Here is a 15,991-nt window from a genome sequence, read left to right as displayed (position 1 = left end):
TTATTCTACCCCCACTTTTGCTCCATATTTATCCACTTTTACATCTACCTTATCTCCCTTAATAGTCAATAAGAATATATAGCCATATTCATCATCTTTTATTTGAGCTAGGGGCCTTTGGGCACCAAAAGCCTCAATAAGCTCTAGAATCGTATTGGAATGCCCTACAATGAGGATGTGCTTTCCTGCTGCATTCATCTTTAAATTTTTGACCAATTCAGCTTTCTGGCTTGGCGAATAGGTCTTGATCGTAATTCCTATTTTATCGGCCAATGGAAAGCCAGTAAGCTTCGTCCGCTTATAATTAGTAGAAAAAATCGAATCGATTTTTTGCCCTTTTAAAAGCTTCATTAGGGCCTCTGCCCTTTGCTTACCCTGCATGGACAAATCTGGATCTTTATCCTTTACATCGCTCGTATCCTTTTCAGCATGCCTTACTATCCAAACCTTAAGGCTTTTCTGCGCTTGTAAATTGACCTGTGCCAATGAAAATAATAAGAAAACTAAAAAAATTCTTTTACTCATGATCTGATTTGTTAATTCAACGCTTTTATTAAATGAGATAGATCTGCCTTACTGTGCCAGCTACTTAAAACAATACGATCGATGATTCTCCCATTTTTGTCTGGATAAGGAAATGAAGAAATTAAAATGTGATGTGGCAATAGTTTGGTGGCCAAGCCTTCGTTTCGATAAAGAAATACGGGGAAACCCGGTTCATAGCACCAATCTTCTCCAAGATCTATCTTGTTGGCAAAAAAATCAATATTCTTCTGCAGCCGATGATATTCTTCTTTATAAATATGTTCAGCATGCATAAAGGCATAAAGACCAGCAGCAGAAGAGGGCGATGCCCCATTAAATTCATTTCGTTGTTTAAGGTTTTCGATGATACATTTTGATCCGAAAACTATTCCAGCATCAACACCCAGGGCTTTTGCCATAGAAGCCACCACTACAATTTCAACTTGTGGAAGTTTAGGAATACTTGGTAACACGCTCTTTCCTTTATTAAGAATCCCTATCCCATGCGAATCATCAATAATCAATATGATTTTTTTATTCTTTTCAATCTGGTCAATAAATGAAAAGTCATAGCTTTTCGGAAATAGGTTATTCATAGAATTACTGATCAGCACCCATTTATTGGAAGAACTTTCATTGATCTCTTTAACAGTATTAACTGCCCAATCATCAAAACTAGACTCTAACACCACTGGCTTTTCTGGTCCCCAAAGCGCAGGGTGGGTATCAGGCGCATAGCGAATCTCGCCTTCATTGGCCAATGCAGCTATGGTCAGTTTAGCAGCCAGATAACCACTCGAAGTAATAAGCGCTGCTTCTACGTTATATTTTGAGGCTGCATACTGTTCTACCTCCTCATAAATTCCTAATTGAATATTATTCCCTCTGCTTGTTCCATTATTTAGTCCATATTTATCGATACCCTCAATAAATAATGAAATAAATTTTTTGTGCTGAGGTATACTTAAGTATGCCGTTCCCCCAAAGTATAAAAACTGTTGATGATCAACTTCGATTTTGGATGATAGCCCATGCTCAAGGTGTCTAAATTTATCTTCTTTATCCATTAATAGGTTCTGCCTAACTGATCGTTAGCTGATTTTATAAGTGAATTGTTATTGTTGGAATCGTGCGAAAACTCCCAAAACATAATACCGTTTGCCCTGTCTTTGGCCAGCTGTGCCTTTTGCTTTACCAAAAGCACACCATTATAACCGTAATTGATGCCCTCAACCGTGGCTAAATTGAGATTAATATCTGCACCCGATGCCTCTATGTCCCTATAGCTTTTTAAAGTTCCTGTACTGCTTCTACCATATAAAGGAATACCTACAATAGCTTTGTTCTTGGGCAAATTCCTATTAAACCAATAATCAAGGCTCGCCACGCTCATTTTATAAGAAGCGTGATTCAAAGGCTCAGCAGTATCGTAATTCGCTCCATCATATTGCATAATATTAAAAAAGTCGATGTATTGATAAGTCTCGACAAGGATAGCATCACCATTACTAGATTGATAAACTGCTGGGGTAACTGCTGCGCTCAAAAATTTACCAATTTTGTGCAATTCATAGGAAAGTTCTTTCATCAGCAAATTAAAAGATTCTGATCCGCCATTATCTTCCCGTGGATATTCCCAATCAATATCTACACCTGCAAGTTCATTATTTCTGGCAAAAGCGACAATATTTTTCACAAAATTTGCTCTTGCTGTAGCTGATTTGGCAATATTCAAAAAAGTATTTTCTGTAACGCCACCCCCCGGGCCAATACAAATACCAAATTTTACGTTATTTGTTTTTGCTTTTTGCTTTAGCGTTTCAAACCTTGTAGGTTGCCCTAATGCCTGTAAAGAACCATCGGCTGTAGCAGCAGGACTTAAAAAAGCATAAAAAAGATGCGTAATCATTTTATACTTATGATCACCTATGGTCGCTGGATCTTTATAACTGGGCATATAAGCTACAATTTTAAAACCGTTATCTGGTGTATAAGGGGTAATCATGGGAGGGTTATAGGGCGTGTCATCAACCTCTAGTGTGGCATCATTCTTTTTACAGGCAGTGACAAATAATACGGCCCCCAGTAGATAAATCAGCTTGGTTTTCATTAATTGTTGGCTTGATTTAGTTCGCTTTATTTTAGTTCTGCTAAATAGTTTTTAAAAAATTCGAATTGTTGCTTGATAGATTTGGCCCAATAATTTCGGTTATGTGCCCCTGGTTGCGAAATGTAGGTTGCTTTTAATTTGAGCTGATCACATTTCTGCTTTAGCTCATTGTTAGATTGATAGAAAAAGTCGCCCGAACCACAATCGAAAATAAAAGGTTTGTTTACCTCTTTTAACTTTTCGATATTATCAATAACAGAAAATTGTTTCCATAAAGGGTCTTCTTTTGGCGGATTGCCCAATAAATCTCCCAAGCCATATTTACCAAAGGCATCGGTAAGCTTTATTCCTCCACTGGTGCTACCAGCACTCGCAAAAAGACTTGGCCTTTGAATAAAGAGATAAAGCGCTCCATGTCCACCCATACTTAACCCAGAAATAAATATTTTTTGCTCATCTGCCTTGTATTTCTTCTTGATATCTGGGAAAAGCTCATTGAAAAAGAAACTTTCATATTGCCAATTTGCTTTTGCAGGACTGTTAAGGTACCAACTGTTGAACAAACCATCTGGACAAACAATAATAAATCCATAATCATCAGCATATTGCTGAGCGTCCATAATGCCATGCCACTGTTTATAATTGCCGCTGTAGCCGTGAAGTAAATAAATAAGCGGAAGTTTTTCAGCGTTATTATAATTTTTAGGTTTAAAAACCCAAACTGTATCGGGCTTTGGTAGGTTTTTGCTCTGGTAAATCAACTGGTCTTGGGCATTAGCAGCAAACGCACCGATAGCCATTGCAAAAAGCAGTAGAAATTTCTTCATCATGAAATGATTTAATGTTGGTTCAGTAATATTAAATAATATTTTTTAAAAACGGCAAAAAAACGCATATACATCCTTGATATTCACATCCAAACATGCTATATAATGCCCTACTGTGCAGAAACGTTAAATTCGATAAAAAGTATATCAAAGAGATTTTTTTTCCGATTGCCTTACAATTAGAAATTATTGTGAATATAGGTGATCATATTGACCATCTCTTTTCGTATATCGGCCGTTGGAAGCACATAGTTGTTGTTCATAAAGGAGTACAGCAAAAGCCGTCCCTTTTTAGTGAGCACATAACCACTTTGATTATGAACACCCGAAAGGGTACCTGTTTTTCCATATACAAACGGAGTATCTGTTTTGGCATAAGCATTTCGCAAAGTTCCTGTTTTTCCCCCTGCAGGTAAAAGACTAAAAAGTCTATCCTGATTGTTCACCTCTTTATAGATCATTTCTAATAGCTTAACCATAGACCTAGGGGTAAATAAGTTACCCCTCGATAGCCCAGAACCATCAACCCACTTTGGCCTATCTGGTAAACTCCCTAAATATTTGGCCTGAATGGCAGAGATAACTTTCGCCGTATTAAGCTCTATACCTAATTTATCGGCATAGGTAAGCAATAAGTGCTCAGCTATAAAATTATCTGAAGGTAGCATCAATTGTCTGAAAACGTCATCGCTCTTGGTGCTATAGATAGTTTTTGCTTCTGCTGGGATCTTTTGATCGACCAAACCTATTTCCTTTTTAAGCGTATCGGCCAACAAAGAAAGTGTAAGGGCTGTTGAAGTTTTATACGGTACTTGTTGGGTATATTTATCGGTTATTTTTGTAGTAGGGTAATGAAACTTGTTTGTTAAAAAGTCTCTTTTTACTTCAAATTTGGGGCTCTTCATCCCACCATCCACCATAAAACAAGCATTAAAAATTTTTGGCGACAACAACATATCCCCTGTTTTTTCGGCGGTTATCAATACCACATTATCAAACAAGGGCAGCTCGTTGATTTCGGGCTGATAATAATCGTTATAATCATCCCAACTCCATCCGTTTCCAAAAAAATCTCCGGTGTACCTCCCTTGCGCAAAGAAAAGTTTTTTATTGCTATTCTTTAAAAATTGAATCGCCTTTATGCCTTTTAGTTCAGAGTGGAGGAGAGAGGGGTCACCAGTTCCCCAAAAAATCAGCGAATCGCCCCTTTCTACGTATCTTAAAGAAGGAATAGAATCTGGTACGATCTTTAAACCTGCATAAAAAGTAAACAGCTTTGTGTTTGATGCAGGCGTAAAATACTTATCGGCATCTTTTTCAAAAATCATTTGTTGATTGGACATATCATAAAGCGCAAATCCAACTTGGTATTTTTGGGTCAGGGCAGCATGCTTAAATTCTTTTGAAACCTTCCTAGCTATGATTTGATTAGGCTTACAAGCATAAAAGGTTGCCATAAGCACAAAAAGTTGTAAAATGATCAGCCATTGGCGATATCTAAGTTTCTTCATTTTGAATGTGATGTGTCCACTAATTTATTAATTTAGTTTTATGAACAGCACCCAAGCAGGTATTCATTTTAAATTTTTCCATTTTATTTTGGCATTACTATGTGTGTTTTTGTTGTTCATCAATAATGCACAAGCCCAAAAATTTGAATTTACCAACGGGCGAAAACAGCAAAGCATTTCTTTTGAACTGATCAAAAACTTAATCATCATCCCAATATATATTAATGAAAAAGGGCCCTTTAATTTTATTCTGGATACTGGGGTCAGCCCTATGATCATTACCGACCCTGCTTTAAGGGAAAGTTTAAAAATAAATTATCCAAGGCCTATAAAAATTAGTGGCTATGGTAACTTTGAAGGAATTGATGCCTATCTGACAAGTTTGGGGGTTAAAATTGGAGACGCAGAAATTGGAAATATGCCCAGCGTTTTCCTAAAGGAAGACTTATTGAACCTTTCTGGTTTTGTAGGCAAAAAAATATATGGGCTTATTGGCTATAATTTTTTTAACAGTTTTGTGGTAAAGATAAACTACAGCAACAAAATCATAAAATACAGCCTCCCCGAAAAAAAGGTAAGTATCAAAGGCGAAAAGATTCCATTAACATTTATAGAAAACAAACCTTACATTCATTTGGGCCTTGAACAGGAAGGATTTAAACATCAAACAATTAAAGCTCTTGTAGATTGTGGCGCAACCCATACCTTATCTTTGGAATCTTGGCAAAGTTTAGCTTTTCCAAAGCCCGCCATAACCATAGACGCCAATCTAGGTGTTGGGCTTACCGGCGAAATAAAAGGACGGATGGGACGAGCATCTAAATTAACTATTGGGAGCGTTAGCTTAAAGGATGTAATTACCAGCTATCCCGAATACGTGTTAGACTCACTTCAAAACAAAGACAGGAATGCCAATATTGGTGCAGAAATCTTGAGCCGATTTAATATTGTTTACGACTATCAGAATGGCTATATGTACCTTAAAAAAAATGATGCATTTAATCGCCCGTTCGAGCACGACATGGCCGGTATAGAAATCTACTCCGAACAAGGGCCACCATCTAGATATATGATTGCAAGAATTGAAAAGGAATCTCCTGCACAACAAGTTGGGCTTCAGGAAGGAGATGAAATCACCGGTATCAACTTTAAAAAAATAGATACCTATAACTTAGATGAAATAGGCGCCATATTTAAGGCCAAAAACGGCTATAGTGTACTTATAGAAATATGGCGAAATAATTCTTACCTTATCAAATTACTGAAACTTAAAAAACGAATATAACCGCAATGAAATTCTTTTTCCGCACGCTGATTTTTTCTCTACTCGCTCTCAATGTTTATGCCCAAGATGTCGATTCTGTTACTTTCGCCCATATCAAGTGGGAAAAGGAAAAGATAGCCAAAAAAACTTTACTCTTTACCACTCATGTTAAAGACAGCAGTCTCTTCTCCTCTAATCAATACATCAGCTTTGTAGAAGTAAAGGATCACAGAAAAGCACCTGGGTTTTTTATCGGCTACGACCAAAAAAAACTGATCGAAACATCAGTCTTTGGCAAACAATATAAGGCCATTTCTGCTTTGAATGGAACATTTTTCGACATAAAAAATGGAGGTTCCGTAGATTTTATAAAAGTGAACGATACCATTATTAATCCAAACCGACTAGAAAAAAACAATAACAGGGCACTGCACCAAAAAGCGGCCCTTGTCATCAACAATTATCATTTGGCCATTAAAAAATGGGATGGCAGCCAAGAGTGGGAAAGCAACTTGACAGACCAGAACATCATGCTCAGTGGCCCTCTTTTACTATTGGATAGTGAAAAAGAAAAGATGGATTCTGTTCCTTTTAACAAGCTTCGTCATCCTCGCTCTGCCATTGGCATTAAACCAAATGGTAGTGTATTGTTGTTAACCGTTGATGGCAGACAAGAAAATTCAGCCGGTGTGAGCCTTTTTGAACTTACAAAAATCATGAAATGGCTAGGCTGCTCGAGCGCCATTAACCTTGATGGGGGTGGCTCTACAACACTCTGGGTAGATGGAATTGGGGAAAATGGCGTTGTCAATCACCCGTCTGATAATAAAAAATGGGACCATGAAGGCGAAAGAAAGGTGGCTAATGTTATTTTTATAAAAAGCAAAGCCAAACAATAATATCTTTGCCTGTATTTTCAACAGCTAGTACCTGACTATAATGACACTGAACCGCCTTACGCTGTGCACTCAATTATCGATTTTGCTTTTTCTGTTTGCCTGCAACAATGCTCCAAAAGACAATGCGAAAAAAAATATAGACGCTAAGCCTGCAGAGCATTTAACTTTTAGGGATGTGGATGGCATTCGTTTTTATGAGGTTAAACGAAGGTTTAGTAACGGGCTTTCCTTTAATAAGGATGGGTTTATGCTGGTTCCTACCTGGATCATTCAATTCAAATCTCCAGACACCATGTTGGCCTATAGTCCTGAAAAGCAAGGTATGGAAGCTTTTTTCCTACAATTTGATCATGGTAAAGTATATAATTTTGCCAGAGAATTCTTTAGGGCCAAAGTGATCACCAAAGACAGTTTGATTTTGCAACGCTTACAGGTGGAAGCGAGAGTGGTAAAAAAAGGAGAAGTTTCCGATGTAAATTGCATTTACTATACAAAAGATTACATAGAAAAAGTGCTTAAAACCACCGTTGGCGAATTACAAAGGCCCAGTAGTGCAGATACCGCCTATATCAAACAACTATCGGAAGCCACCTACAAATCTCCAGGCAATCCGGAAATCGCTTTTGCAGCAACCGAGCCTGTTGAATTTAAGTCAAACAGTAAAAATGTGACTGTAGAAAAAGAAGGATATACAGATCGAATTAACAGTAGACAATCGTATGCCTATATGTATCCCGAGTTTCGTATGCTGATCAATAAATCTTACAAGGCCTTCCATTATCGATTTTCGCTTGTTGTAGATGCAAAAGGTAATCTATATGTAAATCGTGTAGAAGGGGTTTTACCAGAAGACATGCCCTCTAGAAAAAAACTGATACAGGGCATAGCCGATGTATACCTTAAGAACCTATTGAGTATCAAACCTGGAATGACTTTAGGCATCCCACATTCTAGTGAAGTAACCATTAACTTAACGGGAAAAATGTAATTAAATGCTTGTTTTTTCAAATTATTTGTCAAAAAATGAGGGTTTTGCATTTATTAATTTTAATTTCTGTACCTTGCAGCCTTAATTAATAATACAATGCAAGAAGGAACAGTAAAATTTTTCAATGTTACTAAAGGTTTCGGATTTATCATCCCTTCAAATGGCGATGCTGAAATCTTTGTACATTCAACAGGCCTAATCGACGAAATTCGTGAAAACGATAAAGTTCAATACGATGTTGAAAACGGTAGAAAAGGCTTAAATGCCGTTAATGTGAAAGTAATCTAATTATTATCATATTTACCAAAAAGGGGCTTGAAAAATTTCAAGCCCCTTTTTTTATCATTAAGGTTACCTCTTTATTTTTTGATCTTTTCAAAAAGCAGTTCAGGTTCGTTTGTCGTAATATAATCGGCCTTCTGTTCAATCAACCTGAGCATATCTTTATCAGCATTCACAGTCCATGCGTTCACAATTAGGCCAAGCTCGTGTGCCTTGGTAAGCCAATCTGTTTTTTCAAAAACAGAATAATGATAATCCAACCCATAAAATCCATCTGCCTTCAGCTTTGCTGGCTCCACATCTCCTTTTAAGTAAGATACCCTTGCTCCCGGTACATGGTCTATCAGATATTTACAGATATCGTAGCTGAAACTGATATATTCTATCCAAGGTGCCGCTTTTAAACGGTTTACCGTTTCTATCACCTTTTTGGTAAGTACAATTTCATTGTCTAGGTTTTTTTGTGGTTTAATTTCCAAGATCAGTTTTGTTTTTTTCTGTCCTTGTCCGGCTTTAATATATTCTTCCAAAGTAGGGATCGATTCGCCATTGCCCAGTTTTTTATACGTTATCAATTCCTGATAAGTACTTGTGGCAATATCCTTACCCAAAAAATCAGCATTGTGGTTAACTACAGGTATACCATCTGAGGTGAGCTGCACATCGAACTCACTGCCAAAACAACCTATCCTAATGGCCTCCTTTAATGAGGCAATAGAGTTTTCTGGTAGATTCTGGGTCTTCCATGCTCCACGGTGGGCGATAACCAAATTCTTATTCCATGATTTAAATGCTTTTTGTGCCAATGCTGTTCCTGTTACTGCAAGCACTAAAATAAATACAAAAATTTTCTTTTTCATCTGTGTGTGGTTTTGTTTTTAGATCTAATGTGATTTCATCCCATTAAGGGCTATAGTAGCTTTTATATCCAACCCTAAATAAGAACTGTCCAAATCATCGATTTTCACTTACGTGATGAGGCAAGCTGGCTGAAAAATCGCTGTTACTTTATACTTTGGTTTTAATTAATTAAATTAGGTTTCTAATCTACACATTTGTTTGTCTTTTTAAAACAAAATGATTAATTTTTAAACTTATTCCCTCCATATTTGCTATTTTTATTTAGACGCACATTTTCTACCTTTATTGTCGTTTAGATATTATGGGTAGCAACTACAATCTATTATTAGAGAAGATCAATGAGTTTACAAGAAAGTTTTATCTCAACAAACTTTTGCGTGGAAGCATATATGCCGCTGCCGCTATTCTAAGTCTTTATTTATTACTTTTTGTTTGGATCTATTACAGCTATCCAAGCATTGCGATCAAAACATTTCTATTTTTCTTTTTTATCCTTATTTCAGTGTCCCTTATCTATTTCTGGATAGCAAGACCTGCGTTGGCTTATTTTAAACTTAGCAAAACGTTGAGCCTAGAACAGGCCGCCAATTTAATCGGAAGTCATTTCTTTAATGTTAAGGATCGGTTATTAAACACCCTGCAGTTAAAATCGCTGGCCGATTCGTCTCCACAGAACAGCGCATTGATCTTAGCTGGCATAGACCAAAAAATTAGCGAACTAAAGCCCATTCCGTTTTCAAATGCGATAAATCTGGGCGATAACAAAAAGCATATCAAATATATTGCGCTACCATTGGGTATTATTTTACTGATCGGTATTCTGGCACCTGCCATTTTAAGGGAAGGTACCGCTAGTTTTATAGGCTATAATCAGGAAGTTTTACCAAAAGCACCTTTCCAGTTTGTGGTACAGAACAAAACATTCAACCTTACACAGGGGGATGACTTTACCCTTAAGCTTAAACTCACTGGCAACGAATTCCCTCAGGACATCTATGTGGAAGATGGCGTAAATAGTTATAAGCTGGAAAAACAAGACATTAGTAATTTCAATTATATCTTTAAAAATGTTCAAAAGGATAAGCATATCCGCTTTAGCGGAGGTGGTTTTACTTCCTCAAGCTATACCATTAGCGTAAAACCACGCCCTTCTCTTTTAACCCTTGCTGCAACATTGGTATATCCCACCTACCTACAGCGAAAAAATGATGAATTAACTAATGTTGGAGATCTGCTTATTCCAGAAGGAACGAAGGTAAACTGGAAACTGCGTACCGAAAATAGCGACGAAATAAGCTTCATCTTGCAAGATCAAAACCATCGGTTGACAGTAAGTGACAATCTTGCCCATTTTAGTACAACGATAAGAAAAAATGGCAATTATCGAATCGTTCCAAAAAACAGCTTTGTTAGCAACAAAGATTCGCTTAGTCACCAAATTGTGGTCATTACAGATCAATTTCCAACCATTTCGGTAATCGAAACACCTGATAGCCTAAGTAGTAAAGCGCTATATTTTACAGGCGTTGTAAATGATGACTATGGTTTTTCATCACTCAAATTCCGTTATCAGGTTAAGGAAAAAAATAAAATAATAGCCCAAGGAGCCAAATCAATCCCAATTAAGAACCATCAAACCGAAAATAGCTTTTTTTACCTCTGGAACCTGAATGAAATAATTGCAAAACCAGGGCAGTTCATCGAATATTTTTTCGAAGTGGCAGATAATGATGGCGTGAATGGCGCAAAAATATCACGCTCTGAAATAAAAACCTATCAGGCTCCTACACAACAACAAATAGCAGAAAAACTGGCTGAGGGTAGCCAAACCTTAAAACAGAAAATGGAATCGACCATTAAATTGGCCAATACCATTGAAAAGGAAAGCAAAAAGTTGAGTGAAAGCATATTGGACAAAAAGCAGCTTAATTTTGAAGATAAAAAACAGATAGAACAGCTTCTGGATAAGCAAAAGCAGCTGGAAGAAGCCGTAAAAGATATCAAGGCACAAAACGAGAAAAATAATTTCGACAAACAAGAGAACAACAGCTTGAGCGAAGAGCTCAAGGAAAAACAGAAACAGATCGACGATCTATTTAAGAATGTACTTGACGAAAAAACCAAGGAGCTGTTAAATAAGTTGCAGCAGCTCATGGACCAAAATAACAAAGACCAGACCCGAAACGAGCTGTCTAAAATGCAAATGGACAATAAATCCATAAAAAATGAACTTGACCGCATCTTGGAACTTTACAAACAACTGGAATTCGAACAGAATCTCCAAAATAAGATTGATCGATTAAACGAACTGGCCAAACAGCAAAAGGAACTGGGCGAACAAAGCAAGGACAAAAATTCATCTGCAAAAGACCTCAAGGAAAAGCAAGAGGAATTAAATAAAGATTTCAAAGACCTGCAAAAAGAATTACAAAAATTAGAAGAAAAAAACCAACAACTGGATCGGCCCAACGATTTTAAAAATCCGGAAAAGGAAACTAGCCAAATTGAAAAAACCCAGCAGGAAAGTAAAGATCAACTGAATCAGAACAATAAGCAAAAAGCTGCCGACAAGCAACAACAGGCTTCCGAACAAATGCAACAATTAGCCGACAAGCTACAACAGCAACAGCAGGCAGGGGCAGAAGAAGAGAACAAAGTAAACGCACAGGAGCTACGTAAACTGCTGGAAAATTTGCTCAGTACTTCATTTGAACAAGAAAAAGTGATGCTTTCATTACGTAAAATGGGCGCTTCGGATCCGGGCTATGTAGCACAGGCCCAAAAACAGAATACCATTAAGGACAATATGAAAACTATTGCCGATAGCTTGTATTCATTGAGCAAACGCGTGCCACAAATAGAAAGTACGGTAAGTAGTGAGGTGGAGAAAATTAACTTTAACATGGGCAAGGCTATCGACTTTTTAGGTGACAGAAGAACAGGTGAAGCCAATCGATCACAGCAATTTGCCATGACATCACTCAATAACTTGGCCCTAATGCTCAATGAGGCCTTAGAACAATTGCAAAATGCCATGAAAAATGCCAAGGGAGGAAAAGGAAAGCAAAAACAAGGTATGCAGCAATTGCAACAAATGCAAGATCAACTGAACAAAAACATGCAGCAGGCGCGTGATAAAATGCAACGTGAGGGTAATATGGGCAGTGCACCAAAAGGCCAAATGAGCCAAGAGTTTGCCAAGATGGCCCAACAGCAACAGATGATTAGGGAAGCGCTGGAAAAAATAAACAAGGAAGAAAACAAAGATGGCAAAGGGGCTATGGGAAATTTGAACCAGACCATCCAGGAAATGAAACAATCAGAATTGGATTTGGTGAACAAGCGTATCAGCCAGGAAACCATCAATCGTCAAAAAAACCTGATGACAAAACTTTTGGATGCCGAAAAGGCACAAAGAGAACAAGATCAGGATTCAAAACGTGAGAGCAATGCGGCCAAGCAATTTCCTCCATCATACCAGCAGATGCTCGAAAAGTTTAATAAAAGTTTGCAAAGCGAAAGTGAGCTGATTCAAAAACTGCCTCCAAACCTCAACTATTATTATAAGAACAAAGTAGCCGAATATTTTAAATTGCTAAATTTGCCACAAAAATAACCTCATCGTCATTGCGAGGCACGAAGCAATCTTTCTTTCTGTCATTCTGAGCGGAGCGAAGAATCTGTGATTAAGGAGCATTGAACTAACAGATTCCTCCTAACGTCGGAATTACAAAACGCTTTAGGATTACTTCGTGCCTCGCAATGACAGCATTTTTCAAATCATGTCAAAAATCAATTTCTTCACCGAAGACCTGCATTATACCCTAAAAGGAAAGACAGCTATTAAAAAGTGGATAACCGAAACCATTGCTACAGAAGGATACCGCTTAGAGGAACTCAATTTTATTTTATGCTCTGACGAATATTTATTACGTATAAACCGAGATTTCCTCCAGCACGACTATTATACCGACGTGATTACTTTTGATAACGCAGAAGTCCCTAAAATGATTTTAGGCGATATTTTTATCAGCCTTGAGAGGATTAAGGAAAATGCAAATAATTTTGGCTCTACAACCTTGGCCGAGTTATGCAGGGTGATGATTCACGGAACACTGCATTTATTGGGCTATAAAGATAAAAGCAAGGCAGCTAAAAAGCTTATGACTTCAAAAGAAGACTTTTATCTGGCAAAGCTTGACATTTTGTAAAATACCTCTTTTAAGTATTTGTAAATCTACAGGCTTTAAATCAAGGCTGTCAGTTCACCTTAACTTTTTGGATTTATGGCACAGAATATAGTGCAGCCATCCTTTTAAATTCGCGAAGTGAGGAGGCTAACTTTGATACCGATTTAATTGTGTTAACCAACAATGTAATGAAAAAATTAATGAGGATGTCCAAATAGGCTTTTTGGACATCCTCTTATATTCTAACTAGGGTACAAAGATCCAATAAATCAAATAACTGACGATCAAACCCAATATAGCGGTAACGATACCTGAAACTCGTTTCTTTTTGATAAACAGTAATAAAATCAATCCTGTTAAAGAAACCAGAATGAGGAAAATGGCAGAAACATCGATCACCCAGCCCCATCCTTTTCCAGAATCGCGGCCCTTATGCAAATCGTTCATAAGTGCAACCAAGCCCATTTTTATTTCGGTGAGCTCATAATTTCCACTTTCCCTCTCAATGAAGGCATCACAGGAATAAGCAGGTCCTTTGAAAGAAATACTCAGCTCATGATCATCAATCCTAAACTCACTAACCGCTCCTTTAACCTGATATTTGGTTCGTAGAAACTCAACGATTTCAAGCTTCCCAATCTTATTCGTATCGGGATTATTTACCCAATTGAGGTTAATTTTTCCTTTATTCTTAACCTCCACTTGTTGATCTCCGCCAAACCAAGATGGGTGGTTTAAAGTTAATCCCGTAAAAGAAAAAAACAGCACGATGGCAAAACTTACCATCGAAAGGTAAATGTGAAGCCATCTCGATAATTTTGCCACTTCTTTTTTAGCACCAGAAGATTTAGGCTTGCCCACCTTTTTTTTAACTGGCAAGGCCGATTCGTTATTTCTTTTTATAGAATTCAAAACTTACGTTTGATATTTCAACATTACCTGCATTGTTTATTTTTTGTGCAGATTTCTTTAATTCGATAGGCTGGCGCAAAATTTCATCAGTACCATGCTCTTTGGAGGTTTCAATAATGACAGTATAGGTGCCTTGGGGCACATAATTTCCATTATCATCCTTTCCATCCCATTTCACTGTATATTTCCCGGGATTACGTGTAGCACCCGTAACCGAAGCATAGTTTTCTTTATCAGCTTTAAAACGTTCTCCATTAATACGATACCAATTTCTAAGGTCAGGTATCCATTTTGGTTTATTATACCACAAAGCCAGGTTGCGAACCGACTCTCTTTTATCGTTTTCTACCCAAATGGCCGCAAATGGTCTATGTGAATTTCCCTCTATCACATTAAATTGAAAATTAATGGCCAATTCATATTTCGGATCCCACAGTTTTTCGGCAGTATAATTAATTGGCACAGCTACGTTTTGCTGTTTTTCCTTGACAGATAAATCCAGGTAATTCTTCCATCCCGCACTTTCTATTACTTTCCCGTTCTTGGTTACGATCAGGTATTCCGCATCTTTAACTGTTTTTGCCAAGGCTTTGCTTTCTGCTAGGGTAAGTACATTAAATGCGGTGGCAAGTGCTCCGGCATCGGTAGCATTGGATGCTATAACTGTAGCGCTGATTATCCCTTCAACAGGTAAAGCGGTCCTTGGATCCACAATGTGGGAATACCATCTTTTTCCAATCTGTTCTCCCCTCCTGTAATTACCACTTGTAGCAATGGCTTTATTTGCCACCAATAACTTGGCTAATGGTGCATCATTCTCGGCATTATTTAGTGGATTGGCTACATATACCAAATCTTTATCTTCGCCTTTTATGACCAAATCACCCCCAATATTTACGACTACGTTCTTCACTTTTGCTGCTGCTAAGGCGGCTGCGCAAGCCTTATTAATAATATAACTTTTAGTAAAGGTATTCATCATCAAAGGAGTATCATCTAATCGGGTGGCAGTTAAATTATTACTGTCTAAGCTGTAATGCTGAGCCTGCATGGCCACAACAGCTTGGTTGATCTCAGATTTTGAAGGGAGCTGTTGTTTTTTTGCTGCGTTGGCCCAAAGTTTAGATGCTACTGCTGCCGATGGGTCTAGGGCTCCATTGGTTTTGCTCTTCCAATCCTCAAATAGACTTAGCATTTCAAAAAGCTCCTTAGAAACTTTTATGGGCTTATGAAGCCCCTGATTTATCCAGTGGCTAAATTCACTTTCCGAACTGTAACCGCTAAAAATGGCTGAAAGCCTACCAATTTCTTTTAAAGCTGCTTTTTCAGCCTTATCAGCTTCAGCTTCTGAAGTGCTTATGAACTTAAGTTCTAAAGATGTACCCAAAATGTTTTCATGATTAGATACATATAGTTGGGCTTTAGAAGGAACTACCTTTTCTTTAGCCGGATGCCCTGCAACCAATATAAAAGCAGTAGCTAGTGTTGCGAATATTTTCACATCTAATAAGTTTAATTCTAAATAAGGATCAAAGTTAGTTGGTTCATCTGATATTAATGAGCAGTTTTTCAACTTTTTTTTCTTCGTTGCAAGTACCATGGTTAGGATGATCCTGTTGGTC

The 15,991-nt window shown here is 37.5% G+C and carries 14 protein-coding genes; 6 read left to right on the top strand and 8 right to left on the bottom strand.

Going from position 1 to position 15,991, the window contains the following annotated elements; genetic code table 11:
- From JHD79_RS03875 to JHD79_RS03855, 5 genes are all read right to left on the bottom strand, one after another.
- On the bottom strand, positions 1-525 hold the full coding sequence (locus JHD79_RS03875; protein WP_199117887.1) for a histidine phosphatase family protein: 525 nt from the start codon (positions 523-525) through the stop codon (positions 1-3).
- Positions 526-536: 11 nt separating this feature from the next.
- Positions 537-1,592 carry an aminotransferase class I/II-fold pyridoxal phosphate-dependent enzyme gene (locus JHD79_RS03870; protein ID WP_199117886.1) on the bottom strand — a complete coding sequence of 352 codons (1,056 nt, stop codon included), beginning with the start codon at positions 1,590-1,592 and terminating at the stop codon, positions 537-539.
- Positions 1,592-2,635: a glycosyl hydrolase family 18 protein gene (locus JHD79_RS03865; protein ID WP_199117885.1), complete on the bottom strand. Its 1,044-nt coding sequence runs from the start codon at positions 2,633-2,635 to the stop codon at positions 1,592-1,594. The genes JHD79_RS03870 and JHD79_RS03865 overlap by 1 nt, the downstream gene beginning before the upstream one ends.
- Positions 2,636-2,661: 26 nt before the next feature.
- Positions 2,662-3,465, bottom strand: a complete 804-nt coding sequence (locus JHD79_RS03860; RefSeq protein WP_233164551.1) for an alpha/beta hydrolase family protein — start codon at positions 3,463-3,465, stop codon at positions 2,662-2,664.
- A 176-nt stretch (positions 3,466-3,641) separates the two neighbouring features.
- Positions 3,642-4,973 carry a D-alanyl-D-alanine carboxypeptidase/D-alanyl-D-alanine-endopeptidase gene (locus JHD79_RS03855; protein WP_199117884.1) on the bottom strand — a complete coding sequence of 444 codons (1,332 nt, stop codon included), beginning with the start codon at positions 4,971-4,973 and terminating at the stop codon, positions 3,642-3,644.
- A 40-nt stretch (positions 4,974-5,013) separates the two neighbouring features.
- Here JHD79_RS03855 and JHD79_RS03850 point away from each other — a divergent pair, with 40 nt between their 5' ends.
- The 4 genes from JHD79_RS03850 to JHD79_RS03835 all read left to right on the top strand — a co-directional run bounded on the left by JHD79_RS03850 (position 5,014) and on the right by JHD79_RS03835 (position 8,412).
- Complete coding sequence (locus tag JHD79_RS03850) at positions 5,014-6,258, top strand: aspartyl protease family protein (RefSeq protein ID WP_199117883.1); 1,245 nt, start codon at positions 5,014-5,016, stop codon at positions 6,256-6,258.
- A gap of 5 nt (positions 6,259-6,263) precedes the next feature.
- Complete coding sequence (locus JHD79_RS03845) at positions 6,264-7,136, top strand: phosphodiester glycosidase family protein (protein WP_199117882.1); 873 nt, start codon at positions 6,264-6,266, stop codon at positions 7,134-7,136.
- Positions 7,137-7,176: 40 nt separating this feature from the next.
- On the top strand, positions 7,177-8,124 hold the full coding sequence (locus tag JHD79_RS03840; protein ID WP_199117881.1) for a hypothetical protein: 948 nt from the start codon (positions 7,177-7,179) through the stop codon (positions 8,122-8,124).
- Positions 8,125-8,220: 96 nt separating this feature from the next.
- On the top strand, positions 8,221-8,412 hold the full coding sequence (locus tag JHD79_RS03835) for a cold-shock protein (RefSeq protein ID WP_113647558.1): 192 nt from the start codon (positions 8,221-8,223) through the stop codon (positions 8,410-8,412).
- Positions 8,413-8,483: 71 nt separating this feature from the next.
- Here JHD79_RS03835 and JHD79_RS03830 read toward each other — a convergent pair whose 3' ends face one another.
- The gene (locus tag JHD79_RS03830; RefSeq protein WP_199117880.1) at positions 8,484-9,266 is read right to left on the bottom strand and encodes a glycerophosphodiester phosphodiesterase family protein; all 783 of its coding nucleotides are present in this window, start codon (positions 9,264-9,266) and stop codon (positions 8,484-8,486) included.
- A 302-nt stretch (positions 9,267-9,568) separates the two neighbouring features.
- Here JHD79_RS03830 and JHD79_RS03825 point away from each other — a divergent pair, with 302 nt between their 5' ends.
- Complete coding sequence (locus JHD79_RS03825; protein ID WP_199117879.1) at positions 9,569-12,883, top strand: hypothetical protein; 3,315 nt, start codon at positions 9,569-9,571, stop codon at positions 12,881-12,883.
- A gap of 166 nt (positions 12,884-13,049) precedes the next feature.
- A complete protein-coding gene (gene ybeY / locus JHD79_RS03820) occupies positions 13,050-13,478 on the top strand; it encodes an rRNA maturation RNase YbeY (protein ID WP_199117878.1) in 429 nt (142 codons plus the stop codon).
- A 225-nt stretch (positions 13,479-13,703) separates the two neighbouring features.
- On the opposite strand, the gene JHD79_RS03815 is transcribed toward ybeY, so the two are convergent.
- Together JHD79_RS03815 and JHD79_RS03810 are read right to left on the bottom strand one after the other, a co-directional pair.
- A complete protein-coding gene (locus JHD79_RS03815; protein ID WP_199117877.1) occupies positions 13,704-14,369 on the bottom strand; it encodes a PepSY-associated TM helix domain-containing protein in 666 nt (221 codons plus the stop codon).
- A complete protein-coding gene (locus tag JHD79_RS03810; RefSeq protein WP_199117876.1) occupies positions 14,347-15,870 on the bottom strand; it encodes a DUF2271 domain-containing protein in 1,524 nt (507 codons plus the stop codon). The genes JHD79_RS03815 and JHD79_RS03810 overlap by 23 nt, the downstream gene beginning before the upstream one ends.
- Between the last annotated feature and the right edge of the window lie 121 nt (positions 15,871-15,991).

The sequence above is a fragment of the Pedobacter sp. ASV28 genome, from assembly GCF_016428855.1.
Lineage (GTDB): Bacteria > Bacteroidota > Bacteroidia > Sphingobacteriales > Sphingobacteriaceae > Pedobacter.
Note: the sequence above shows the minus strand (reverse complement) of the source record. Positions and strands in the feature narration are given on the sequence as shown.